We start from the raw sequence: 21,602 nt of genomic DNA, 5'->3' as shown, positions 1-21,602 counted from the left end.
CTTTTAAAGAAGCACATATCATGACTCAACTCGATAAAGGAATGATCTACGAATTACGCATTTATCAGTCCATGCCCGGACGACTACCAGCACTGGTTTCGCGCTTTCAGAACCACACGTTGCGGATTTGGGAAAAGCATGGCATCCGCCAGGCTGGATTCTGGACAACGCTAATCGGCGAGAGCAATCAGCAGCTCACCTATATGCTTGCCTGGGACAGCATGGCTGAGCGAGAGGAGCGCTGGAGTGCATTCCTCACCGACCCCGAATGGATCGCGATCAGCAAGGAGAGTGAGAAGGACGGTCCACTCGTGCAGAACATCAGCAACAAGTTGCTGGCACCGACCGCCTTTTCCTCGGTGAAGTGAGCGGTGGGGGGAGCTACGGAACTCAAACCCACAACTCGCCTCACTATCACAGCTGAGTAATGTGGACAGACAATACCTAACCATAGTTAATTCAACATCAGTTTGTAAACGCAATCTGGGTAGTACTATGGAGTTAGTAACATAACCTTGATCGCCGAAGCCGCCTCTATTCCTAACAGCACGTTGGCGCGCCGAAGTTCAAGGAAGACATCATTCAGGCGTTCTACGACAGCATCAAGCACAAGCCAGACTCGACTTTTGGCAACGTCAAGTGCGATGTCATCGCCGACAAGGAGCCTCATTTTCACCGAGGAAACTTTTGCAACGTGATTCGCTCCTCGGCCTGGGGGACTGAGTCTTGCTCCGTCACTAGTCCGGATCTTCGTTGCAACACCTTCCAAGATTTCCCGTATCTCGTCACGTCAAAACAAGGAGTATAAACATGGTTACCGAAGACACGCTTCGCTATACGACAATACCTCTCACTCATGGATCTGGCGCCATGCCGGCGCTCGGGTTTGGAACACTCATCCCCGATCCTCTCGCGACCAAGGAAGCAACCAAGGCTGCATTGGAAGCGGGATTTCGGCATCTCGATTGCGCGGAGCGATACCGCAACGAAGCCGTCGTCGGCGAGGCGATGCAAGAGGTGTTCAAGGCAGCGGGAATCCAGCGGGAGGACGTTTTCGTCACCACAAAGTTATGGAACAACAACCATCGTCCAGAGCGGGTCCAGCCTGTGTTCGAGGCAAGTCTCCGGCGACTACAAATCGACTATATCGATTGCTATCTTATCCATACCCCGTTTGCTTTTCAGCCGGGCGATGAACAAGAACCGAGGGACGATCGTGGCCAGATCATCTACGATCCTGGTGTCACGTTGGTGGAGACATGGCACGCGATGGAGCGCCTGGTGGATGGCGGTCGGTGTAAATCGATAGGTTTATCGGATATCGGTTTGGAGCGGCTGAAAGAGATCGTTGCCGTGGCGCGAATTAAGCCTGCCGTGGTGCAGGTTGAATCCCATCCGTATCTCCCCGAGTGGGATCTCCTCGAGTTTTGCCAGCAACAGGGTATTATCCTACTCGCATTTGCCGCACTGGGTCATGCGATGGAGCCAAAAGTTACGGAAGACCCGATAATCGCGGCCGTTGCACAGCTCGTCCACCGGACCCCAGAGCAAGTCGTGCTGGCCTAGGCCGTACAACGCGGTACCGCTCTCCTGACCACCTCGACATCCCCTCGCCATATCCAAGAGAGCTTTGATATCTCGACCTTGCCCAAAGAGGCTATGCTGGAAATTAGCGACCGCATCACGACCAGAGTCCGCTTCAACGCAGTGGTCGATACCGGCGTGCCTGGATTCATTCCTCGGACTAAGTGAACGGTTGTTATCGACGGAAAATAAAGCTAAGTAGCCGCGCAGAAATAACTTACCTGTTTTAAAAGTTATAGAAAAAGGTGAAAAGACGCTAAATCAACATTTTCTCTTTCATTCTTCCTGTTTTCTAAGGTAAAACTGGGTAACTTATTTTGGCGCGAGTCCTAACCGCTTTTTCTTGGCTAGACCAACACTAATACCCACATTTGAAACAGACAGCCGGTTCAATTACAGCAAGTTGGGTTAAACCCAATTGGACAAAGATCAATGTCTAAAAAAATCAACCAACAACGCCGCCGCTTTTTGGGCATTGCGGCCATGACCATTGCGACTACACAGCTAGGTCGATTCGGTTCTGCCAATGCCCAATCCAGCAAAGTAACACCAAAGGAGACCACCATGACTCAACTTGAAACCTTGCACACCGACACAACTACAATCCGTCCCTTCCACATCAACATTCCGCAAGCGGCACTCGACGACCTCCACCGTCGCATCATAGCAACGCGATGGCCCGAAAAGGAGACGGTCGCCGATCAGTCGCAGGGTGTGCAGCTCGCAACGACTCAGAAACTCGCGCGTTATTGGGCAACCGATTACGACTGGCGCAAGGTTGAGGCGAAACTGAAAACTCTACCGCAATTTATCACCACGATCGATGGACTTGATATTCATTTCATTCACGTTCGATCGAACCAGGAAAACGCCTTGCCGCTCATCGTCACGCATGGCTGGCCCGGATCGATCATCGAGCAACTGAAGATTATCGAGCCACTGGTCAACCCCACGGCACATGGCGGCAATGCAGCCGACGCTTTTGACCTCGTGATTCCTTCGCTTCCAGGCTATGGTTTTTCAGGCAAGCCGACCACGACCGGCTGGGACCCTGCCCGTATCGCACGCGCCTGGGTTGTGCTGATGCAGCGCCTTGGCTACTCGCGATTTGTGGCGCAAGGGGGTGATTGGGGGAATGCAGTCATAGAGCAAATGGCCCTGCTGACACCTCCGGGACTGCTCGGCATTCATACCAACATGCCTGCCACTGTTCCAGCCGATGTTGCAAAAGCACTCAAGTTCGGCGACCCACCGCCATCCGGTTTCTCAGCCGAAGAGAAGAACGCGTGGGATCAGCTCGACTTTTTCTATAAGCACGGACTTGGCTACGCTCAGGAGATGGCGAACCGCCCGCAAACGCTGTACGGCATTGCGGATTCACCGATCGGTCTGGCTGCCTGGATACTCGACCACGACGCACGCAGCTATGCGCTCATCGCACGTGTCTTTGACGGACAGTCTGAGGGACTGACGCGAGACGACATCCTCGACAACATCACGCTTTACTGGTTGACGAACACGGCTGTCTCTTCGGCTCGTCTGTATTGGGAGAATAAGTTTGTCTTTTTCGACCCTAAACACGTCGCCATTCCGGTTGCCGTGAGCGTCTTTCCTGATGAGATCTATGCAGCCCCGCAAAGTTGGACAGAGCGGGCGTATCCCAAACTCATCCACTATAACCGAGTGGAAAAGGGCGGACACTTCGCGGCGTGGGAGCAGCCAACGATTTTTACTCAAGAACTCAGGGCAGCGTTCAGATCGCTGCGCGCGTCAAAATGACTGCTTTAGAAAGAACGTAACTACAAGGAGGTCGGCACGTGTCCCAAGAAATTAATCATAATCGTTGCTACTCTTTAACAACTGCGGCTTCTGCTCGGAAATAATGCTGCTCATGCGGTGGAGCAGAGTGACATCGCACGGTTTGAGGCTGACCGAAAGTGGCGGAACTTAAGCGTCTCTACCGATTTTGAGCCGAGTGACAGGTCTAACGGAATCATTTCGATTTTGAAAACAAGGTAGACCCAATGAAAACGAATTTTGAGAATGAATTTGAGCATGAACGGGACAACGATCCGGGTAGCACCAGTAATGATGACAATTTCACCGATCGCGTCCGCAGCAACCAGCACAAGCTCACCTCTGAACTAAGACACCAGTACGATTTTATTGTTTGCGGATCTGGATCTTCTGGCTCAGTAGTTGCCCGCAGACTGGCTGAGAACCCGGATGTTAGCGTTCTACTGCTTGAAGCTGGCGGCACCGATGATGTACCCAGTGTTGTCACCGCGAATCAATGGTTTATGAATCTTGGAAGCGATCGCGACTGGAGCTTCCAAGGACAGCCGAATCCCCATGTCAACGATCGTTCGATTCCGTTCTCGATGGGCAAGGTACTTGGCGGTGGATCGAGCATCAACGTCATGGTTTGGGCACGCGGACACCAGCGCGATTGGGATCTCTTCGCCGCTGAAGTGAATGATCCAGCCTGGGGCTATGAATCGGTCTTGAAGATTTATCGCCGCCTGGAAGATTGGCATGGTGTGCCAGACCCAATGTATCGCGGAACGGGAGGGCCAGTATTTGTCCAGCCCGCGCCAGATCCAAACCCGATCGCACCCGCAACGGTTGAAGGTGCGCGGGTGGTGGGTATTCCTACTTTTGAAAATCCGAACGGACGTATGATGGAAGCGGCGAAGGGCGCTTCTATCAGCGATGTGCTAGTCCGCAATGGTAAGCGCGAATCGATATTCCGCTCCTACGTTTTCCCTTATATGGATCGGCCAAACCTGACGGTTCTCAGTCATGCACTGGTCACACGGCTGACGTTCCAGGGCAAGCGGGTCACTGGCGTGGAGATATCTTATCGTGACGCGATCTATCGCATTGGTGCGGCAGTCGAAGTCGTGCTGTCGCTCGGTGCAATCCATACGCCGAAAGTGCTGATGCAATCGGGTATCGGCGATGAGGCTGAGTTGCGGCGATTTGGAATTCCTGTCGTGCAGCACCTTCCCGGTGTGGGGCAAAATTTTCAAGACCATGTTGCATTCGATTGTGTCTGGGAATACGAAAACGCTCTTGCACCCAGAAACAATTTGTCCGAGGCAATCTTTTTCTCAACCAGCCAGTCCGGGCTTGACAGTCCAGATTTATTTGTCTGTCAGGCCGAGGTGCCAAAATCCAGTGCCGAGAATGCCGTCCGGTTTGGCTTACCCGATGCAGGTTGGACATTATTCGGGGCGATTGCCCATCCCAAAAGCCGAGGCCGTCTGCGCCTGACGGGAGCTAATCCATCCGACCCGATTCTGATTGATGCAAACACGCTGTCTGACGCGGATGATCTCAAAACTGCGATCGCCTGCATAGAACTCTGCCGCGAAGTCGGTAACTCCGCTCCGCTTCGTCCGTTTGTCAAGCGCGAAGTGATGCCAGGTAATTTGAAAGGGGCCGAACTCGAACGTTTTATTCGGGATGCTGCAACGAGTTTCTGGCACGAAACCTGTACCGCGAAGATGGGCCAGGATGCCATGTCGGTGGTGGATAGCAACCTGAGAGTGTATGGAATCGACAATCTCCGGATTGCTGATGGATCGATTCTGCCGCGAGTAACGACTGGTAACACGATGGCTCCCTGCGTAATAGTCGGGGAGCGGGCAGCGGAAATTTTACATCTCGAACACCAGCTGCAAACCACCGTAAAAACAGACTCAAGCGTGCAATAAAACCACCGCACTTTTCATTGGCGGACACACATCTAAGTCGCGTGTTAACTCAAAGAACTTGAGCGGTCTAAATTGAGCGATGGTCAGATTACGCTCTACTCGCTTCGTGAGTTCCTTCAATCTTCGATTGGAGGCAGCCCAACCCGCCAAAGGCGATCGCCCAAGAATGAAAACTAACCAATCTGAACATCAAACCCATCAACCTAAAGAAGAACAAGATGAGTAGCGATCGCGTAAACAGTCCAAACATGAAACTCGAAGTCGTAGTGTTCAGCGTTTCCGACGTTGACCGTGCGAAAGCATTCTACGAGAATCTCGGCTGGCGGCTCGACATCGACGTGGTGGATGGTGACTTCCGTGGCGTGCAGATGACGCCGTACAACTCGGAAGCCTCGATCATCTTCGGCAAGGGAGTCACTCCGAACAATTCTGGCTCGGCGCACAGCTTGGTCCTCGCCGTGGATGACCTCGACGCCGCTCGCAAAGACTTAATCGCTCGCGGTGTCAACGTGAGCGAGGTCTTCCACTACGCCGGCGGTCCCTTCAACAACGCCGTGGAGAACCCACGCATCCTGGGGCGCGACCCGCAAGGTCGTTCCTACTTCTCATTTGCCTCGTTCGAAGACCCAGACGGGAACCTCTGGCTGCTCCAGGAAATCCAAACGCGGCTTCCCGGTCGCGTTTGGAACTCTACGCGAGCACGAGACATGGACATTGCAACCCTTGCAAACCTTCTTGGCGAGACGGCAGAGTACCACGATCGCTACGAGAAAACTCACGCCGAGCATCATTGGTGGGACTGGTACGCGCCTTATCTGAGTGCGCGTCAGAATGGCAGCAGTCCAGAAGAGTCCGCCGCCGCTGACCGTTACATGGAAAAGGTTTTTCATGTTCTTTCCAGGTGATACGGCCAGAGTTGCCACACCTGCCGAGTACGTCGGCGACTAGGTAGCAGCAGAGGCTTACAAAGCCAATGATTTTTGCTCAGGAACTCAGGGCGGCGTTCAGGTCGCTGCGCTGAGTCCGCGTCCTCACTTCAAAACTTGCCCAGATGTGTCGGCAGCGTTCCTTTGCCCCGTATCAGATGAGGAGATCGGCTGTTACCGGAGATAATTTTATCACCTGGGATGAACAGTAAATTAAATTATAAAACAATGAAAAAGACTAAAAATATCCTTGCCAGTACGATTGTTAAAGCTGCCGCCGTGCAGATCAGCCCCGTGCTGTACAGTCGGCAGGGTACCGTCGAGAAGGTCGTGAAGAAGATCCGCGACCTGGGCAAACAAGGCGTCCAGTTCGCTACCTTCCCCGAAAGCATCGTTTAGCAAGCGTGGGAGATACTTATGTGGCCTAAAAAAGAACTGATAGATTTGCTCAAAATCGCGCATCCAATAATTCAGGCTCCGATGGCTGGCGCTTCCACACCTGAGTTGGTTGCGGCTGTTTCTAATGCAGGAGGTCTTGGCTCCTATGGCGCTGCGGCCACACCACCAGCCAAACTTCGCTCCATTATCAGGCAAATTCGAGAGCTGACAGACCAACCCTTTGGAGTTAATTTGTTTGCCCCAGCAGTTGAAGCATATCAACTTACACCTGAGCAGCAAACACCGATGTCTAGATAGCCGATTCAATTAAAGCAAGTTGAGTTAAATCCAATTGGAAAAAGAGAAATGTCCGAGAAAATCAACCATCAACGCCGCCGCTTTTTGGGCGCTGCGGCTATGACCATTGCTACTATACAGCTAGGTATATTCGGTTCTGCGATCGCACAATCAAGCAAAACAAAACCAGCAGTTTTATCCATGCTGAAGTCGGGGACAAACAAGTCGTTCGGCTCACTGAAGCAGATCGATGCTGGTGTTCTAAATGTCGGATACGCTGAGGTTGGCCCCGCCAATGGTCGTCCGGTAATCCTCCTGCATGGATGGCCCTACGACATTCACAGCTATGTCGATGTCGCTCCTTTGTTGGTGTCGGCGGGGTACAGGGCGATTGTTCCATATCTGCGCGGCTATGGCACGACGCGCTTTCTTTCGAGCGAGACGTTCCGCAATGGGCAACAGTCGGCGATCGCTGTCGATATCATTGCTTTGATGGATGCTCTCAAGATCGAGAGGGCGATCCTCGCTGGTTATGATTGGGGCGCGCGAACAGCCAACATCATCGCGGCACTCTGGCCGGAGCGCTGCAAGGCGCTCGTCTCCGTGAGTGGTTATTTGATCGGCAGCCCTGAAGCCAACAAGACACCGCTACCGCCGCAGTCCGAACTCCAATGGTGGTATCAATTTTATTTCGCGACGGAGCGGGGCCGCGCCGGCTACGAAAAATACTGGCATGACTTTAACAAGCTCATCTGGAAACTTGCTTCGCCGCAATGGCACTTCGATGACGCGACGTTTGAGCGTAGCGCGGCTGCTTTCAATAACCCAGATCATGTCGGTATCGTCATCCATAACTATCGCTGGCGGCTCGGTCTGGCTGAAGGCGAGTCGAAGTATGACGATCTTGAGAAGCGACTCGCCGCAGCCCCTGCGATCGCCATACCCACCATCACTCTCGAAGGTGATGCCAACGGTGCGCCACACCCCGACAGCAGCACCTACGCAAGGAAATTCTCCGGCAAATACGCACACCGGATCGTCAAGGGCGGGGTCGGGCACAACCTGCCGCAAGAAGCGCCCCAGGAGTTTGCAAAGGCCATCGTCGAAGTTGACGGTTTTTGATGTAGGGATTAAGTAATTTAATTCTTGGATGTCCTTTATAGCACTATCAACATGATTGGCGAGAAGGCAGCTGATTTAATCAAAGCCAGTCGGACTCGACAAACTGTAATAACCAGTTATCAACAGAGGTAACAATGGAAACAGCAGATGTAATTGTAATTGGAAGCGGTCAGGGCGGAGTTCCACTCGCGGCTGACTTTGCCAAAGCAGTCCGAAACGTCGTTTTATTTGAGCGCGATGCGTTGGGAGGCAGTTGCATAAACTATGGTTGCACACCTTCTAAAGCCTTTCTAGCCGCTGCCCATGCCGCAGGTCGCGCTCGACAAGCGGCAAAGTTAGGCATACACGCCCAGGTCGAGGTCGATTTTTCTGCGGTGATGGAGCGTGTGCGTAGCATTCGCAGCCAGTTTAACCAGGGTACCAAGCGGCGATTAGAGAGTGCAGGGGTTCGAGTCATCTGCGCTGAAGCTGCTTTCACCGGAGAGCGAACTGTGAGCGGAGGAGGTGTGACGGTGCAGGCTCCGCTCATTGTTATCAACACAGGGACATCCTCTACTATTCCTGACATTCCGGGTTTAGCTGGAACGCCTTATCTAACCAACCGAAATTTCTTTGATTTGCAGCAAATTCCGCCCCGTTTGCTCGTGGTCGGCGGTGGCTATATTGCCCTGGAGCTAGGGCAGGGGATAGCACGTTTAGGGAGCCAAGTCGAATTGATTGTACGGGGCGATCGCTTGCTGGCTCAAGAAGAATCCGATGTCAGTGCTGTGCTTGCTGATGCTTTTGAGCAAGATGGAATTGGACTGCATTTCAATGTGACTGTTCAGCAGGTTGCTTATACCAACGGTGTGTTTACCCTAACGCTGAACAATGGTGAAGTACTTAATGGGGAAGCATTGCTGATTGCAACTGGGCGTAAACCGAATACTCAGGCATTAAATTCTGCTGTGACAGGCATTGAATTAGATGCACAGGGTTTTATCAAAATCGACGATCAGTTTCAAACGACTTGCGCTGGAATTTATGCAATCGGGGACGCTGCCAAGCAGCCTGCTTTTACCCATGTTTCTTGGGAAGACTATCGTCGCTTGAAAGCCATTCTGTGTGGCGAACACCGGACACGCAACGATCGGGTGTTAGGCTATGCCGTCTACACTGAGCCACAAGTGGGTCGAGTGGGTATGACGTTAGAGCAGGCTCAGAAACAGGGTATCTCTGCCCGCGAAGTCACCCTGCCAATGGCTCACATTGCCCGTAGCATTGAATGGGGGCACGATCTGGGTTTCTACCGCATGGTCATCGACACCCAGACGAATTTGATTTTAGGAGCAACGCTGGTTGGGTACGAAACGGCTGAACTCGTGCATGTCTTTTTGTCGCTGATGGAAACTAAAGCAACGTGGCAGGTACTCGAACAATCGGTTCACATTCACCCAACTTACGGTGAGGCATTGCCCAGTCTTGCAAGGTTACTCGTTGGAGATGATATGCCAACTTGTCCCAACATGTAACAAAGGAGTAACCAATGACTAAAAAAATGGATAGTCCGACGGTTCCATCCTAACTCTTGTTCCACTAGTGTCTGTCCACCTATCCCTAATCCTTTGACAACTTCTGCCATGAATTGTCGTCGGTCACTTCCCTTTAATTTTGGGGCTGTTTTGATGTACAAAGATTTTAGATTCTCGGTGAGTTGAATGATGGATTTTGGGGACATGAGGCAACTTGCAGCCCGAAATTATCTTTCTATTATCCCAAGATCAATCATTTTGTGGATTATTCTAGGTGTTGGAAAAAAGCATATTCTCTGCTTTCGCTTGTGAGACTTGTGTAATTCCTATCCTTGTCTTGTCTGTTGCTGTCGGCAATATCTCCTGAAATGCGATCGCCTGGAATAATCACTTCATGTATCTCATCTGTAAAAGCTGCGATCAAAAATTTGACAGCAAAGCAAATGTGTAATTGACCCCATCTGACATACCTTGTTATTGTTATTGCCCAAGACTCCACAATAACGATACTTTTTACTGGGGTAATTGCGGGGATGGTTGAGGTAATACGGGGTGTAATGATGACAATCACATTGTTTGAATTACAGCCAAAAAGCTAATTTTGTTTAATAATTCAACTTTTAGTTGATACAGAATTTGGGTGTGATTGGGGTAATTTAGTCATGATTTAGGAGGTGATTTGACAGTGAATATTAAAGCAGTTTTTAGTACATTAGTGTACTTAGAATCTACGGTTTGGATTTGGTATTAGTGCTATGGAGGTACTTCAGTTAGCCCCGTGGCAATTTGAACTTGGTTGCTGGCAGTTTGCAGTGGACTCTCTACTCAATGGAGTTGAGTAAGCTAATCAGCATTTAAGTTGCATAAAAGTAGGGCTAAAGCCCTTACTACAAGCGAATCATTCTGGAAAAATGAATGACGATTAGCTTATGAATGCTGTAGCGCCATCGAAGAACATCGCCGTAATAGTTTTTTTCTACGCACTTTCTATGTAAAAAAGCTGTTAAACCCTGTAAAGAAAGTGTTTTGCACCACAGTATTTTTCCCATTTCGGTTAAATTGGGAACGATAGTAAAAGGTAATAAAAGATAAAGATATGCCCAAAACTAAGGAGAAAACAGACGTAAAAAAGGTAGTAATTACGATTGACATGGGTGCAAGTAAAACCAAGGCGATCGTTCAAGAGTATCCAGAGGGAAAGCCTGTTGTTTTACTTTTCGACTCAGAAGTAGCAGATATTGCTAAAGCTTCGATTGAGAGCATTCAACAAGAAGGTAATCCTGAATCTCGTACTTGGGTAGGAATAGGTGATGAGTATTGCGCCTTGGGAGAGCTTGCCCGTCGTCGGTTTGGGGGTATATCGCAGCTGAAGGAGCTAAAGTACGAATTAGCAGTCCCTAAAATTTGTGGTGCATTTTGGCTGGCTAAAGAGAAGTTGAACCTGGGTAATGATGTTGCAGCTTACTTGAGTGTCCTGCTGCCGCCCGGTGAAATGCAAGACAAGGAACAGTTACAAGTGCGGTTGAAGGATGCGTTTCAAGGATTTGATACACCAGCAGGTAAGATGCGGGTAAAAATGCTTCGTTATGATGCAGCTTCTGAGGGTAGTGGGATATTTTTTCACCGTAGGCGATCGCTTGGCAATAATATGCCTGCTTCTATGTATGTGATGCTTGGTTATCGCAACGCAAGTATTTTCACCTTTAGGAGTGGTTCAATTGGCGCGGGAATAACCAGTAATTTTGGTATGTCTTGGCTGGTGAATAATTTTACTTCCAAGACATCGGGACTAAGCCCTGATAATCCCAATATTATCGAGGTGTTGGTAGAAGCTGGAGTTAATTGTGACCCCCAGGTGATGCAGAAACTCTCACGCAAGCGCAAAGGTGATGAAATTCAACTTGATGGCGAGTCGATGTCCAAGGCTTTATTGCTTGCTAGAGATGAATATTGGCGTGCGATCGTCAGATGGTTGCGCTCGAAGATGGATGAGGATATTGAAGAACTGGTGTTTTGCGGAGGGACTGCGGATTACATTCGTCCAGAAATAGACACTTACTTCCAGAAAGAGGGAATTAAGATATCCTGGCACGGTAACATTTTTATACCTGATGAGATATCTTCTAGTATTGGCAATCGGATGGCGGATGTCTGGGCGCTCTACCAGTATATGATTATTCAGTTTGATGAGTTGACTGGTTATACCCGCTCTGAGGTTGTACTGCTAACTAAATCCGCTGAAGGTAGTACAGATGAAGAAGTTAAACCTAAGTATAATTTTACGCCTTGTGAGCGACCTAATACCTTTATTGCTGTGAACGAGAATGTTTGATTAGCTGAGAAAAAAGTAGTGTAGTTACAAGGACTGCAACTACACTTCTGGGATGCTTTTTACCTAAATCGGAGAGAAGGCTCCCGCCATAATCTGTGATTTGGCGGCGAGACGGCAGTCGCTTCAAGTCGGCGGAGCCGCCCAACGCGCTGCCTCATGAATCGAGGGCGAAAAACGAGACGTTCCTGACCATAACTGACCGAGGGTCAGTGAGGAAAGGAAATAGTTGAGTTTTTCGCAAATCTATGAAATAATTTACGTCAATATATCTGACGTAAATATGTTAGTATTTGAGGCAAAACTTGAAGGACTTAACGAGCAGTACCGAAAGCTTGATGAAGCAATTAGAACTGCTCGTTTCGTTCGTAATAGCTGCCTTAGATACTGGATAGAAAATAGAGGAATTGGGCGATATGACTTGAGTAAGTTCTGTGCTGTCCTTGCTGCTAATACTGAGTTCCCTTGGGTATCCAAGCTGAACTCGATGGCTCGTCAAGCCAGTGCAGAAAGAGCGTGGTCTGCAATTGCTCAGTTCTTTGATAATTGCAAGAAAAGTAAGCCTGGAAAGAAGGGTTTTCCAAAGTTTAAGAAAGAGCAAACGCATGGTTCTGTTGAGTACAAAACCTGTGGCTGGCGACTCTCCGAAGACCGCAGGTATATCACTTTTAGTGACGGATTTAAGGCAGGAACCTTCAAGCTCTGGGGAACCCGTGACCTGCACTTCTACCAACTTAAACAGTTTAAGAGGGTGCGGGTTGTGCGTCGTGCCGATGGGTACTACGCCCAGTTTTGTATTGCTCAAGAACGCATTGAAAAACGAGAACCAACTGGTAAAACTATTGGTATTGATGTGGGATTGAACCACTTCTATACAGATAGTAACGGGGAAACAGTTGCTAACCCTAGACATCTTCGCAAATCAGAAAAGTCTTTGAAGCGGTTGCAACGTCGTTTGTCTAAGTCCAAAAAAGGTTCCAACAACAGAGTCAAGTTTAGAAATAAACTTGCTCGTAAACACCTCAAAGTAAGTCGCCAGCGTAAAGACTTTGCTGTAAAAACAGCAAAGTGCGTAGTGAAGTCTAACGACCTCGTGGTGTATGAAGATTTGATGGTGCGGAATATGGTCAAGAATCACGCGATTGCTAAGTCAATTAGTGATGCATCGTGGTCGCTGTTTCGTGAATGGGTTGAATATTTCGGTAAAGTGTTTGGCGTGGTAACTGTTGCAGTCCCGCCCCATTTCACTAGCCAGAATTGTTCTAACTGTCGTGAAGTTGTTAAAAAATCTCTTAGCACTAGAACTCATGTTTGTCCTCGTTGTGGGCTAACCCTTGACCGGGACTGGAACGCGGCGCGGAACATACTTGAGATTGGACTCCGTACTGTGGGGCACACAGGAACGTTAATCGCCTCTGGAGACATCGACCTCTGCATGGGTGGAGAAATCCCTCCAAGTAAGTCGGGTCGTGGAAAGAGGAAACCCAAAGAGTGATCTTTGGAATCCCCCGCTATATCAGGTACTCCTGGTATAGCGGTGGGAGGATGTCAAGTAACTTCTCAATAACCACTGCAATAATGAGCCGATTACTCGTGGTTAGGTGAGAATAGCTAGTTCTAAGGGGATTGAAAATACTTCCTTGTTGGCAGCGCCCCTTTTTATAATGACATTAGGTAGATAGAGAATATTGTTATCCCGCTTCAATCAAGTACACTTTGAACAAAGACTGTTGTTCAGCGTAGAATCTTCATGGCAAGGTGGTTATATTATGTCAACAGAAGATTTTTCTTCTCAATAAGCTCAAAAAAGTCGCATTAATAGCTGCTGATTGACACAGCTTTAAAGGTTGAAATCACACTAGAATTATGCCGTTGGTTTTTATACTCAATAACCAGCTTGCACAAAAGCCATAGTGCTTTTCTACGGAACTGTTTGATTGAGCAAGTGCTGAGTGAATATCTCTTGGACGGTGTATATTTCTTTTTGTGTACAATTCCACGCTGGGCAATCTGTGTCGCTAGGTCGATATTACTTGCAGTCAACATCTGTGTTGATAGCAATCCTTGTTAGAGAAATCAGAAAAATGATATAACATTATCTCAAAATTCTTTGCACAAACTGATATAACGTTATCTCATGACTGGGAGTCGGAAATATAGTAATCAAGAAAGAGAAAAAATTATGCCTGCCAATTTGACCCTTTCGATTGAGACAAACGCTGGAGGAGTGGCGAAAAGTACTATTTCATACAATCTTGCGTATGAATTGGGTGTTCGTGGCTATTCAGTGGCACTATTAGACATCGATCCTAACGAATCATTGACATTATTTTGCGGATTAGGAGAATTTAAAACTCAGGGAACAATGGCTAATGTTTACCATCCAGATTTCAATGGGAACTGGCCTTTAGTTACAGCTTGGCAAGGTAAGATTGACAAAATTCAAGTTTGTAAAGGCGGAAAAGAATTACACGAAACAATTCGGGAAGTTTCAAAGGATCTGCGTGGAGCTTATACTCTTGCAGATCGGTTGAGTGATTATCCCTTATCTCACGATTTTGTAATTATCGATTGTCCTGCAACATTAGAGCCTTTACCACTGACTGCTCTTGCAGCTTCTAGCCACGTGTTAATTCCCATTCAACCTGAATACAAGGCTTCTCAAAGTGCTGCGGCGATGATTGAGTGGTACTATTTCAACTGCAAGCGGCTGAGATTGAAACCGACTCCGAAAATATTAGGTATAGTTCCTACTCGTTGGAAAAGTGATTGGGGAGCGCATAGAAGTATTGTTGAGGAACTTCCCCTAGTCTGTAAGAATTTGGGAATTCAGTATTTTAGCCCAATTCGAGAATCAGCTGATATTCTTAATGCTTCTGGTAGAGGGCTACCTCTGGGGATTTACAGACCGGGCAAAGAGGCAAGAGGAGATTTTATGCCAATTGTTGATGCACTAGTTAACGAACTTAAGCTAATAAGAGGTTAATCGATGACAAAATTAAACAACCCGAGTGTACTTGGAATGTTTGCTTCTGCTGCTGATTCACAACAGATATTTGGGCTTGAAGAACGAGTAGAAGATTTACAGGCAGAGATTACAAGATTAAAAGATGAACAAGCACAGGGAAAGCTTGCTGAAGAAGAACGTACACTCCTCAATCAAACTATTGAAGACCTACGAGAACATTTGAAAGCATCTGGAATTTTTAAAATTCACTATAGTGAAGTAAGACCCAATCCGAAACAAGCAAGGCAAACATTTACTTCGGATAGTATTCGGAGTATGGCTGTTTCCATTAGAGAGGAAGGGCAACAACAGCCGATTATTTTACTACCGGGAAATATCATTTTTGATGGAGAACGGAGATGGAGATCCGTTGCAGAAGAGTTACAGCCAGAAATTGAAACACTAGATGCAGTGATGCTTCAGAAAGTTCTTTCTGAAGAGGAATTACATGCACGCACTTTATTAACTAGTCTTCACCGAGAAGGCTTGAATGAGCTAGATTTAGCCGAAGGTTTGATTCAACAGGCTAAGTTAGCTTTGGAATTTGAACAGGAAGAAGTAGTTAGAGCACTTAGGAGAGCAATAGCTAGATTAAACGCAAAAAAACTTTTGCCCCAGTTAACTGAATTGGTTATTTTAACTAGAAAAGAGCAGTCAGAAGGCATTAAAGAATTTAATTTAGACGAAATAGAACAAAGTATTCTTCTGTTATTACTACGTTTTCAGCAAAATCCAGCATCAGTAGATGCAAATGTCTTTCCTTGTTTACGGCTTTCAGAAGACTTAAAAATTGCGATTAGAGAATCAGGACTTGGTGCAAACCATGCCCGATCACTCCAAAAACTAAATTCTAAAAATTTAAAAGTTGAAGAAGCTAAAGCTCTTAAAATCCGACAAGATGCTACATCACAAGTTTTGCAAGAAAGGCTAACAGTCGCTCAAACTCGTTTTCTAGTTGCCCAAACTATTGCTGAACATGCTCCTGAAACAAAACCTAAACCAAGTCACCAAATCAGTTCTCTAATTCGAGATGTCTCAGCAACTAAGGTCGAAGATATCCAGCAAGAGCAACTGAGAGATTTATTGGCTGTATTAGAAGCTAAGGCAAAAGAGATTCGGAAAAAGTTGGACTAATACTATCTTGTCCGACTTAGTTCACTGAACCGGAGATGTCCATGTAATCTATGAGTGCCTATCTAAACTACTCAAATGGCTTTCGCCTGAATCCCGCAGAGTCAAACCAGAATTATCAGCCGAACGGTTTCAGCATGTGAGATTTCTAGACTGCGACAAAGCAGTGAGCCGAATTATATTTGAGTGCTGACACTGCCAAGAGGGGATACTTTGTGAGTTTACGGGTGAGCCTGTAGTAGGAGAATATAATGGACGATCTTCAATCATCCAAGTTAAAGTTCAATGCCCCAACTCTGAGCAAACTGCTATTAGAGTGAGTACGGAAGAAGTGCTTTCTACAATAGCGATTCCTTCTCCTTGGACATAAATAGGTTTCAAAAAACCAAATAATCTTTAATCCTGTCTTGCTCACGTCGTAAAGCTTTCATTCCTTGTCCATGAGCAGAGCGTACCTTGGAATGACTGAGATTGAGCCTTTGTGCAATCTGTTTTACAGTTGCTTGCCCTGTTCCTCCAGTCCAAACTGTAACGTTAAGACTTGACGTTGATTTGGTTTCAAGGGAGCTAACGAATTCTCCAAATCTGACCATAGACATTCTAAGGCAACGTACTCTTGTGCCGAGATAATATCTTTTGCAGTTGAGTTTATCGCTCCTCTGAGATTCCTAGCTCTAAAGAGACTAGCGGACGAAATGCGCTTAGGTATTCGCTTTCTTTGCTTAGGAGATGCGTTAACAGCCTCAGCAATTTCTGTAATTGTGGGCTTTCGTCCCAAGCTTTGAAAAAAGTTCTATGTGTGCTTTTTTGGTTTGTATCAATCTTTTGGTCAGGTCATGAGGTAAGCGAATTGTGCGCGATTGTCCTGCAACTGCTCTTGTAATTGTCTGCCGAATTCACCAGTATGCACAGGTAGAGAATTTATATCCCCAATTAGGGGTCAAACTTCTCCACAGCATAAAACCAAACCTATTGCTCCCTCTTCAATCAGATCCAGAAATTCCAGGTTACTCCAGCGACATTTTTTAGCTACCGCAACCGCCAACCTCCGGTTAGTGGTAATCATTTTTTGTTTAGCCAGTTGACCAAGCTTTTGAATTTGGGTTAACTGTGCTTCTATTTTATTTACCTCGGCAGCTAGTTCAGCCCTAGTTGGGGAACGCTCTAGTCGTTGCACTTGAGATGGCTCAGGCGTAAACGCCTTTTTTAGCCTTCATCCTTTGCCTGAAGTACGAAAAACGCAACTGTGTTGCTGTTTCTCAAGGGTTTTCGGTATTTCCCTTATAACAAAGACATTGACAGTAGAGTATAAATCAAACAGTCAACTATTTTAGAGGGTGTAGGGAACCAACGTTTTGAAACGCGGGATTGAAGCAAGGACGCTTAGTATTTCGCGCTATGCGTCTCGGAATAAATATTTTTTTAAGTGAGCTTAGATCCACAACTAAAGTTTTCTATTCCTTTTTCTCTATTTTTTGTAAGTTAATTTCTACTACGTTCATAGAAAAGATTTCAAAAATTCCGATGGGGGCTATATGGGGGCTATATGTACCCCAAAAATAGATTAGGACTTTAATGAGAATTTGACACCTATGTGGGGGCTTTATAGGGGCTTTATGGGGTATATTTAGCTGTTTGATATTTTATACCCCACTTAACCCCCAAGGGGCTATGATAAGCTCTTGAGGTTAGAGAAGGAAGGGGTAGAGTTCTGGGGAAAGACTCATAGCAAGTTATTCTTCTCTCCCCTGCTTTCCTGCTCCCCTAGATAATCTGAACAGATAACTTTCACAAATCAAAACGTATTGACTTGATCCCTATGTCGAACATTCACGCCTTGCAAAAAATTTTTCCTGCTGGCTTTGATAATGGTTACGGAAGCCTAAAACTTTTAGTCGATGGCTTTGAAGTTGTTCGTGTCCCCAGCTATATTTCCACAGCCGACATGGAGGATGTACCAGGGAGGGTAGTTTTTAACGGTAGTGCTTACACAGTCGGGGAATCAGCTTTCCGTACAGGTTATCATTTTGACCGGAACACGGATAACAATGAAAACAAAGTCAATAATGCGTTGTTGACATTATTCGGTGCGTTGGCACATCTGCCACACCGTAAGGCTTGGCACTTAAAATTAGTTGTCAGCTTACATGATGTTGGTCTGGCTAACGAATTGCAAAAAGTACTAAATGGAGAATATCAGCCGATACTTGCTGGCAAACAATCAGAAGTGAAAGTAGAAGTGCTGAAAGTTGTGCTAGAGGGGATGGGTGCATTATTTGGGCATCAACTGCCGAAAAAATTAACAATTTTAGACTTTGGCAATGGAACAACCCTGTATTCTCGTTACAACCGGGGTCAGCGAGAAGTTCACACTGCTTACCCCATCGGTGTAGAAGTTCTCATCGATGATATCTCCCAAAAAATGAAACATCTAAATGGGGGGAAAATCGGGGATGCCTCCAAAATCCGATTTTGTCTGGAAATGGGGCATACCAGGTACAGCCGTGACATCGATATCAAAGATATATATAGTGCAAGTTTAAAAGATTGGTATGAAAAATACTTGAAGAAAGTAGTGAATCTAACACTGGATGCCAAGCACCAAGGGGATGAAATCTGGGCGATAGGTGGAGGCTGCCTGTTACCAGGATTTAAAAAGTTGTTAGAAAAGAATGGCTTCAAAATCCTGGAAAACCCGGTGGAAGCGAATGTCTTTGGGCTTTTAGAAATGGCAAAAACCATTAGCAGCAAGAATCCAGCATCTACATCTCTTAAGTTATAACAATGGCAGATAAACAAGACTTAGCTCCGGTAAAAATTCGGCTCAAAGATAACTACCGAGAACGCATATTTGCAGAGTCCCAACAACTAGGTAAAAGTTACCTGGAGACGCTTTACTTTATCATTGATTGCTATTTTGTTTTCATAAAGGGTGGATTACCCGCACAACAAGTAGTTTTTACGCCGATTAATACTGAGTCAAACAAACAAGACCAGCCGAATCCCCAGCCATCTCCAGACCCAAAACCAGAAGATCCTGATGGCGAAACATTCAGTCTTGATTTTGAATTGTAACCGTCAGATGAAGTTGGCAACGGCAATTCCCAACCCGTGGGGGTAATTATGTCAAAAAAGTTTTAAATCTAGCTCTTGTGTAAGTATTTTAGTATTTATGTACTATATAAGATGAGTTGATGTCAGCGATTTTACCAAACAGTGGATTTTTATTCCGGATTTCTGTAAAAAAAATAATGCCAGTACCAACAAGTAAGCCTGTATGTACTAGCATTATTCAGTTAATTTGGTCTAGAACGGAGGTTCTTGGTCTAAATCTTCATCTGTCGAAGTAACGTTATCTTCGAGTAGTTCTTTGGCAAAATCGGGAGTTTCTGGCGAGTCAGGGGTTTTACTAACCTGGGTGAGTTCGTTGATGGGTTGTGCTGACATAAAGTTTCTGATTACGAATGTGGCAATCTTTTCTTTGTAATCACCCCTGTTATCAACTAGCAAATCGAGATATCCTTCTGCTGTGCCGTGTACGCCTTCCCCTTGTTCGTTAATAACGACGGCGGGTGCGCCCTTGGAACGGAATGGCATCTCGTCAGCAACTACTCCTTCCTTGGAACGGTAGTAGAATTCGGCGATCCCAAAGGCAATCAAAGAACCTTCTTTGTCGTGGGTAGTGTTCACTGACTTAAGATTGATAGTTGCAGTATTATGAATCATGTTCGTTTTATTTGTAGATTGATTAGATGATTTATCGCCTACGATTTATACTGCATAGGCGATTTGTAATTTCCTAGAAATTTGCGTTAGCTACAGTCTGTGTTTCGTTTGGTGCAGAAGTGGATGTAGATTCTTCCTTACGGGGTGAACCTAACAATTCAATAGCGTTGATTGTAATTACGGGTTTTTGCCGCATAGTCCCAGAATTTTTATCTGCCCAACGATCAAATCCAAACTCGCCAGTAATTGCAATTTGGGTTCCTTTACGAACGTAATTTCCAATCACTTCTGCTTGATTTCCCCAGGCGACTAAATCAAACCAAAGGGCTTGTTCACTTCTGTAGGGTGGTCTGACTGCAATAGAGATTGAAGCCTTAACTGCACCGGACTCGAAGTATTTCAGCTCAGGTTCTTGTCCGCATCTGCCAACCAGCATGACTTTGTTGATATAGTTCATAACGCGAGGATTTATATATTTCTCTTATTGCTGCGTCAGCATTAGTTCTTTCAGGATTTATTATTTTGACGAGTTGTTTTATTTAAACCACATTCTTTTTTATTCATACTTATGAGTTATTTTTTGTCCTTGTTTATCGTAAAATTGTGGTTTTTACTAGGGAACGACAAGTTACTCTGTGCTATGGTGGTATCGCAATTAGCGTGGTATGCATCTAAAAATTATAAATAATGACTTATGCTTGAATATCTTCTCCTGAAGCGAGTAAGTATTTGTAAGCTGATGCTTTTGGCTTTGATGTGGATACAGTCGGATGAGGATAGCCAAAACCAGCTGACTTCTGACTACTCATCTTTTTTGCAGGTAGAAAATCTTACCTGGTTAGGAGAAACATCTGTTGGAGAAGATGTAGAGCATTTTTGTGATGTTTCAAATACAACTAGGATAGGCGTTTGGGTAGAAATCCTAGAACTGAAATTAGTAGATTTAATTGCTGATTTACCGACTTGTTTGCACGATGCGTCATGGTTTGCCCTACTAGCAATTACCATGATGCTAGTAGATAAGGAACTAGACCGAATATGCGTGCATCCACAAGATAAGTATTTTGCCCGGACTATCGCGCTTGAAATTTTAGCAGATTTAGGTGATTCTTACTTAGCCAAAGGCCATCCTTATTTAGATTTTCCTCTATGGTTAGAAGACGCTAAATCATTACTGCCAGTTAATAGAAAGCAAGAGCTAGAAATCGACTTAGATAGATTTATTATTAATACTTATGAAGACGATTTTGATGATGAATCTCCAGATGTTAATGAGTTTTCACCCATCTATTTACAAGAGATTTTAAAAGAGTTTTTTACTGAATCTGATTGGCAGGGTGATATCAATCAAGAGGCTGTTGCCCAACTCCAACAGAAGTACGGTTCGCAGTATTCAGAAGGTGCGTTTTCTTTTGAAACTGAGGGACACGAACGTTGGGGGAAAACGCTTGTTTTTCTCAAACAGTTTATAGGTCTGGATTCCAGTTTTATCGAAAGCCAGAGTGATTTATTCCTTGATGATGAATCTCAGGTGGCTGATTTACCTGATTACTTCTGTATCGAGTCTCATTTAGAACGTTGGCAAGACCGAACAGTTGTTTTATTTTGATGGTAATGGTCTGAAAGTGAGTTTAACTATAGCAGCTGATAAAGGTTGTTTTGTCTACGTGCGGCGCAGTACTCCAAACCGAATTGGTGAAGTTGAAATTGAGTCACTACAGCGTGAGAAGTTAGGTCTGTGGCGTTCGTATAACACTCAGCGACTTCTAACTCAAGCTGCTGGCAATAAACTAAAGATTTATTCATCAAGTGAGGAACTTTCTTCTACTTATGAAAATCCTGTAATATCATAAGAAATGCTTGTGGCAGTAA

General features: G+C 46.0%; 23 protein-coding genes. 18 read left to right on the top strand and 5 right to left on the bottom strand.

Annotation, left to right across the window (positions count from 1 at the left end):
* Positions 1 to 20: 20 nt before the first annotated feature.
* The 10 genes from GTQ43_RS03900 (at position 21) to GTQ43_RS03855 (ending at position 9,537) form a co-directional block, all read left to right on the top strand.
* Entirely contained in the window at positions 21 to 368 is a 348-nt protein-coding gene (locus GTQ43_RS03900; RefSeq protein ID WP_265270899.1) for an NIPSNAP family protein, read from the top strand.
* A 442-nt stretch (positions 369 to 810) separates the two neighbouring features.
* Complete coding sequence (locus GTQ43_RS03895; protein WP_265270898.1) at positions 811 to 1,566, top strand: aldo/keto reductase; 756 nt, start codon at positions 811 to 813, stop codon at positions 1,564 to 1,566.
* Between the two features lie 450 nt (positions 1,567 to 2,016).
* Positions 2,017 to 3,363, top strand: a complete 1,347-nt coding sequence (locus GTQ43_RS03890) for an epoxide hydrolase family protein (protein ID WP_265270897.1) — start codon at positions 2,017 to 2,019, stop codon at positions 3,361 to 3,363.
* Between the two features lie 245 nt (positions 3,364 to 3,608).
* Positions 3,609 to 5,303 (top strand): GMC family oxidoreductase, encoded by a 1,695-nt coding sequence (locus GTQ43_RS03885; protein ID WP_265270896.1) that lies wholly within the window; start codon positions 3,609 to 3,611, stop codon positions 5,301 to 5,303.
* A gap of 79 nt (positions 5,304 to 5,382) precedes the next feature.
* Positions 5,383 to 5,529, top strand: coding sequence for a hypothetical protein (locus tag GTQ43_RS03880; RefSeq protein ID WP_265270895.1), 147 nt, complete (start codon positions 5,383 to 5,385; stop codon positions 5,527 to 5,529).
* Between the two features lie 22 nt (positions 5,530 to 5,551).
* Positions 5,552 to 6,208 (top strand): VOC family protein, encoded by a 657-nt coding sequence (locus GTQ43_RS03875; protein ID WP_265270894.1) that lies wholly within the window; start codon positions 5,552 to 5,554, stop codon positions 6,206 to 6,208.
* Positions 6,209 to 6,457: 249 nt separating this feature from the next.
* Positions 6,458 to 6,628, top strand: coding sequence for a hypothetical protein (locus tag GTQ43_RS03870; protein WP_265270893.1), 171 nt, complete (start codon positions 6,458 to 6,460; stop codon positions 6,626 to 6,628).
* A gap of 18 nt (positions 6,629 to 6,646) precedes the next feature.
* Entirely contained in the window at positions 6,647 to 6,925 is a 279-nt protein-coding gene (locus GTQ43_RS03865) for an NAD(P)H-dependent flavin oxidoreductase (RefSeq protein ID WP_265270892.1), read from the top strand.
* Between the two features lie 48 nt (positions 6,926 to 6,973).
* Positions 6,974 to 8,026, top strand: coding sequence for an alpha/beta fold hydrolase (locus GTQ43_RS03860; protein WP_265270891.1), 1,053 nt, complete (start codon positions 6,974 to 6,976; stop codon positions 8,024 to 8,026).
* Between the two features lie 134 nt (positions 8,027 to 8,160).
* Positions 8,161 to 9,537, top strand: coding sequence for a dihydrolipoyl dehydrogenase family protein (locus GTQ43_RS03855; RefSeq protein ID WP_265270890.1), 1,377 nt, complete (start codon positions 8,161 to 8,163; stop codon positions 9,535 to 9,537).
* 265 nt (positions 9,538 to 9,802) lie between these two features.
* Here the strand turns inward: GTQ43_RS03855 and GTQ43_RS03845 are convergent, their stop codons facing one another.
* A complete protein-coding gene (locus GTQ43_RS03845; RefSeq protein ID WP_265270889.1) occupies positions 9,803 to 10,108 on the bottom strand; it encodes a hypothetical protein in 306 nt (101 codons plus the stop codon).
* A 525-nt stretch (positions 10,109 to 10,633) separates the two neighbouring features.
* Between GTQ43_RS03845 and GTQ43_RS03840 the strand changes: the two genes are divergently transcribed.
* From GTQ43_RS03840 to GTQ43_RS03825, 4 genes are all read left to right on the top strand, one after another.
* Positions 10,634 to 11,869 (top strand): ParM/StbA family protein, encoded by a 1,236-nt coding sequence (locus tag GTQ43_RS03840; RefSeq protein ID WP_265270888.1) that lies wholly within the window; start codon positions 10,634 to 10,636, stop codon positions 11,867 to 11,869.
* A 280-nt stretch (positions 11,870 to 12,149) separates the two neighbouring features.
* A complete protein-coding gene (locus tag GTQ43_RS03835; RefSeq protein ID WP_265270887.1) occupies positions 12,150 to 13,361 on the top strand; it encodes an RNA-guided endonuclease InsQ/TnpB family protein in 1,212 nt (403 codons plus the stop codon).
* A 687-nt stretch (positions 13,362 to 14,048) separates the two neighbouring features.
* Positions 14,049 to 14,852, top strand: a complete 804-nt coding sequence (locus GTQ43_RS03830) for a ParA family protein (RefSeq protein WP_265270886.1) — start codon at positions 14,049 to 14,051, stop codon at positions 14,850 to 14,852.
* Between the two features lie 3 nt (positions 14,853 to 14,855).
* Positions 14,856 to 16,007, top strand: a complete 1,152-nt coding sequence (locus GTQ43_RS03825) for a ParB/RepB/Spo0J family partition protein (protein WP_265270885.1) — start codon at positions 14,856 to 14,858, stop codon at positions 16,005 to 16,007.
* A gap of 374 nt (positions 16,008 to 16,381) precedes the next feature.
* On the opposite strand, the gene GTQ43_RS03820 is transcribed toward GTQ43_RS03825, so the two are convergent.
* Together GTQ43_RS03820 and GTQ43_RS03815 are read right to left on the bottom strand one after the other, a co-directional pair.
* On the bottom strand, positions 16,382 to 16,603 hold the full coding sequence (locus GTQ43_RS03820; RefSeq protein WP_265270884.1) for a sigma factor-like helix-turn-helix DNA-binding protein: 222 nt from the start codon (positions 16,601 to 16,603) through the stop codon (positions 16,382 to 16,384).
* A gap of 341 nt (positions 16,604 to 16,944) precedes the next feature.
* A complete protein-coding gene (locus GTQ43_RS03815) occupies positions 16,945 to 17,181 on the bottom strand; it encodes a hypothetical protein (RefSeq protein ID WP_265270883.1) in 237 nt (78 codons plus the stop codon).
* A gap of 642 nt (positions 17,182 to 17,823) precedes the next feature.
* Between GTQ43_RS03815 and GTQ43_RS03810 the strand changes: the two genes are divergently transcribed.
* The gene (locus GTQ43_RS03810) at positions 17,824 to 18,786 is read left to right on the top strand and encodes a ParM/StbA family protein (protein ID WP_265270882.1); all 963 of its coding nucleotides are present in this window, start codon (positions 17,824 to 17,826) and stop codon (positions 18,784 to 18,786) included.
* A gap of 2 nt (positions 18,787 to 18,788) precedes the next feature.
* Positions 18,789 to 19,079, top strand: a complete 291-nt coding sequence (locus GTQ43_RS03805; protein WP_265270881.1) for a hypothetical protein — start codon at positions 18,789 to 18,791, stop codon at positions 19,077 to 19,079.
* 231 nt (positions 19,080 to 19,310) lie between these two features.
* Here the strand turns inward: GTQ43_RS03805 and GTQ43_RS03800 are convergent, their stop codons facing one another.
* Positions 19,311 to 19,730: a hypothetical protein gene (locus tag GTQ43_RS03800; RefSeq protein ID WP_265270880.1), complete on the bottom strand. Its 420-nt coding sequence runs from the start codon at positions 19,728 to 19,730 to the stop codon at positions 19,311 to 19,313.
* Positions 19,731 to 19,803: 73 nt separating this feature from the next.
* Positions 19,804 to 20,187: a single-stranded DNA-binding protein gene (ssb, locus tag GTQ43_RS03795; RefSeq protein ID WP_029631537.1), complete on the bottom strand. Its 384-nt coding sequence runs from the start codon at positions 20,185 to 20,187 to the stop codon at positions 19,804 to 19,806.
* Positions 20,188 to 20,424: 237 nt separating this feature from the next.
* Here ssb and GTQ43_RS03790 point away from each other — a divergent pair, with 237 nt between their 5' ends.
* Together GTQ43_RS03790 and GTQ43_RS03785 are read left to right on the top strand one after the other, a co-directional pair.
* Positions 20,425 to 21,339, top strand: a complete 915-nt coding sequence (locus tag GTQ43_RS03790) for a hypothetical protein (RefSeq protein WP_265270879.1) — start codon at positions 20,425 to 20,427, stop codon at positions 21,337 to 21,339.
* Positions 21,326 to 21,583 carry a hypothetical protein gene (locus tag GTQ43_RS03785; RefSeq protein WP_265270878.1) on the top strand — a complete coding sequence of 86 codons (258 nt, stop codon included), beginning with the start codon at positions 21,326 to 21,328 and terminating at the stop codon, positions 21,581 to 21,583. The genes GTQ43_RS03790 and GTQ43_RS03785 overlap by 14 nt, the downstream gene beginning before the upstream one ends.
* Positions 21,584 to 21,602: the final 19 nt, after the last annotated feature.

The organism is Nostoc sp. KVJ3 (assembly GCF_026127265.1).
In the GTDB taxonomy this organism is placed as follows: domain Bacteria; phylum Cyanobacteriota; class Cyanobacteriia; order Cyanobacteriales; family Nostocaceae; genus Nostoc.
This window is presented reverse-complemented; position numbering and strand designations above follow the sequence as displayed.

Coding starts and splice junctions, on each gene's coding strand:
- GTQ43_RS03900 (WP_265270899.1), top strand. CDS start 21: ATGACTCAACTCGATAAAGGAATGATCTACGAATTACGCATTTATCAG.
- GTQ43_RS03895 (WP_265270898.1), top strand. CDS start 811: ATGGTTACCGAAGACACGCTTCGCTATACGACAATACCTCTCACTCAT.
- GTQ43_RS03890 (WP_265270897.1), top strand. CDS start 2,017: ATGTCTAAAAAAATCAACCAACAACGCCGCCGCTTTTTGGGCATTGCG.
- GTQ43_RS03885 (WP_265270896.1), top strand. CDS start 3,609: ATGAAAACGAATTTTGAGAATGAATTTGAGCATGAACGGGACAACGAT.
- GTQ43_RS03880 (WP_265270895.1), top strand. CDS start 5,383: ATGGTCAGATTACGCTCTACTCGCTTCGTGAGTTCCTTCAATCTTCGA.
- GTQ43_RS03875 (WP_265270894.1), top strand. CDS start 5,552: ATGAAACTCGAAGTCGTAGTGTTCAGCGTTTCCGACGTTGACCGTGCG.
- GTQ43_RS03870 (WP_265270893.1), top strand. CDS start 6,458: ATGAAAAAGACTAAAAATATCCTTGCCAGTACGATTGTTAAAGCTGCC.
- GTQ43_RS03865 (WP_265270892.1), top strand. CDS start 6,647: ATGTGGCCTAAAAAAGAACTGATAGATTTGCTCAAAATCGCGCATCCA.
- GTQ43_RS03860 (WP_265270891.1), top strand. CDS start 6,974: ATGTCCGAGAAAATCAACCATCAACGCCGCCGCTTTTTGGGCGCTGCG.
- GTQ43_RS03855 (WP_265270890.1), top strand. CDS start 8,161: ATGGAAACAGCAGATGTAATTGTAATTGGAAGCGGTCAGGGCGGAGTT.
- GTQ43_RS03840 (WP_265270888.1), top strand. CDS start 10,634: ATGCCCAAAACTAAGGAGAAAACAGACGTAAAAAAGGTAGTAATTACG.
- GTQ43_RS03835 (WP_265270887.1), top strand. CDS start 12,150: ATGTTAGTATTTGAGGCAAAACTTGAAGGACTTAACGAGCAGTACCGA.
- GTQ43_RS03830 (WP_265270886.1), top strand. CDS start 14,049: ATGCCTGCCAATTTGACCCTTTCGATTGAGACAAACGCTGGAGGAGTG.
- GTQ43_RS03825 (WP_265270885.1), top strand. CDS start 14,856: ATGACAAAATTAAACAACCCGAGTGTACTTGGAATGTTTGCTTCTGCT.
- GTQ43_RS03820 (WP_265270884.1), bottom strand. CDS start 16,603: ATGTCTATGGTCAGATTTGGAGAATTCGTTAGCTCCCTTGAAACCAAA.
- GTQ43_RS03810 (WP_265270882.1), top strand. CDS start 17,824: ATGTCGAACATTCACGCCTTGCAAAAAATTTTTCCTGCTGGCTTTGAT.
- GTQ43_RS03805 (WP_265270881.1), top strand. CDS start 18,789: ATGGCAGATAAACAAGACTTAGCTCCGGTAAAAATTCGGCTCAAAGAT.
- GTQ43_RS03800 (WP_265270880.1), bottom strand. CDS start 19,730: ATGATTCATAATACTGCAACTATCAATCTTAAGTCAGTGAACACTACC.
- ssb (WP_029631537.1), bottom strand. CDS start 20,187: ATGAACTATATCAACAAAGTCATGCTGGTTGGCAGATGCGGACAAGAA.
- GTQ43_RS03790 (WP_265270879.1), top strand. CDS start 20,425: ATGCTTGAATATCTTCTCCTGAAGCGAGTAAGTATTTGTAAGCTGATG.